2 rRNA genes (1 of these 2 running past the window's edge) are annotated in these 1,571 nt (G+C 50.4%); both read right to left on the bottom strand.

The features are described from left to right. Window positions 1-9 precede the first annotated feature (9 nt). A 5S ribosomal RNA gene (gene rrf, locus FLS47_RS05220) occupies window positions 10-121 on the bottom strand. Window positions 122-207: 86 nt separating this feature from the next. Further along, window positions 208-1,571 (bottom strand): 23S ribosomal RNA (locus FLS47_RS18230); it runs 1,748 nt beyond the window's last position.

Below are 1,571 nucleotides of genomic sequence, written 5' to 3' on the forward strand. Positions count from 1 at the left end.
TTGTATAAAAAAAGGCACCGACCTACTCTCCCACCTGTTACGGCAATACCATCGGCTCGGGCGGGCTTAACTTCTCTGTTCGGAATGGGAAGAGGTGAACACCGCCGATATAGGCACCCAAAGATCTTTAATGTCTCTTTGAGACTAAATTGACATACTATTGAAAGAAAAAATAGAACTTAAGAAGAAGACAACAGTTACTATCTGCCCAGAAAGCTTCGGGCTATTAGTACTACTCAGCTTTGGTCTCTCAACCTTTACACCTGTAGCCTATCAACGTAGTCATCTACTACGACCCTATAAGGAAGTCTCATCTCGTGGCTAGTTTCGCACTTAGATGCTTTCAGCGCTTATCTATTCCCGACGTAGCTACCCAGCCGTACACCTGGCGGCATAACTGGTTCACCAGCGGTCAGTCCATCCCGGTCCTCTCGTACTAAGGACAGATCCACTCAAACTTCCAACGCCCACAACAGATAGGGACCGAACTGTCTCGCGACGTTCTGAACCCAGCTCGCGTGCCACTTTAATGGGCGAACAGCCCAACCCTTGGGACCTTCTCCAGCCCCAGGATGTGACGAGCCGACATCGAGGTGCCAAACCTCCCCGTCGATATGAGCTCTTGGGGGAGATCAGCCTGTTATCCCCAGCGTACCTTTTATCCTTTGAGCGATGGCCCTTCCATACAGAACCACCGGATCACTATGTCCGTCTTTCGACCCTGCTCGGCTTGTAGGCCTCACAGTCAAGCAAGCTTATGCCATTGCACTCCACGTACGGTTACCAAGCGTACTGAGCTTACCTTTGAAAGCCTCCGTTACCTTTTTGGAGGCGACCACCCCAGTCAAACTACCCACCAAACAATGTCCTCGTCACAGACGAGTTAGAAACCGAATACAGAAAGGGCGGTATTTCAAGGTTGTATCAACGAATCCTGGCGAATCCGCTTCAATTACTCCCGCCTATCCTACACATCCTGTACCCAATTTCAATGTTAAGCTATAGTGAAGGTGCATGGGGTCTTTCCGTCCCGTTGCGGGTAATCGGCGTCTTCACCGATACCACAATTTCACCGAGCTCATGGCTGAGACAGCGCCCAGATCGTTACACCATTCGTGCAGGTCGGAACTTACCCGACAAGGAATTTCGCTACCTTAGGACCGTTATAGTTACGGCCGCCGTTTACTGGGGCTTCGATTCAATGCTTCTCTTGCGATGACATCCCCTCTTAACCTTCCAGCACCGGGCAGGTGTCAGGCCTTATACCTCATCTTTCGATTTTGCAAAGCCATATGTTTTTGCTAAACAGTCGCCTGGGCCTTTTCACTGCGGCTGCTCCTCTCAGAGACAGCGCCCCTTCTCCCGAAGTTACAGGGCCATTTTGCCGAGTTCCTTAGCCATGACTCACTCGAGCACCTTAGGATTCTCTCCTCGACTACCTGTGTCGGTTTACGGTACGGGTTTTATATACCTGAAGCTTAGCGGGTTTTCTTGGAAGTCTGATTACCTGCTCTATCAGCGCCGCCGAAGCTTTGCTGTACTATTGGGTTTCAGCTAGATCTGCGGATTTG

Source organism: Sphingobacterium cavernae (assembly GCF_008520265.1).
Classification (GTDB): domain Bacteria; phylum Bacteroidota; class Bacteroidia; order Sphingobacteriales; family Sphingobacteriaceae; genus Sphingobacterium; species Sphingobacterium cavernae.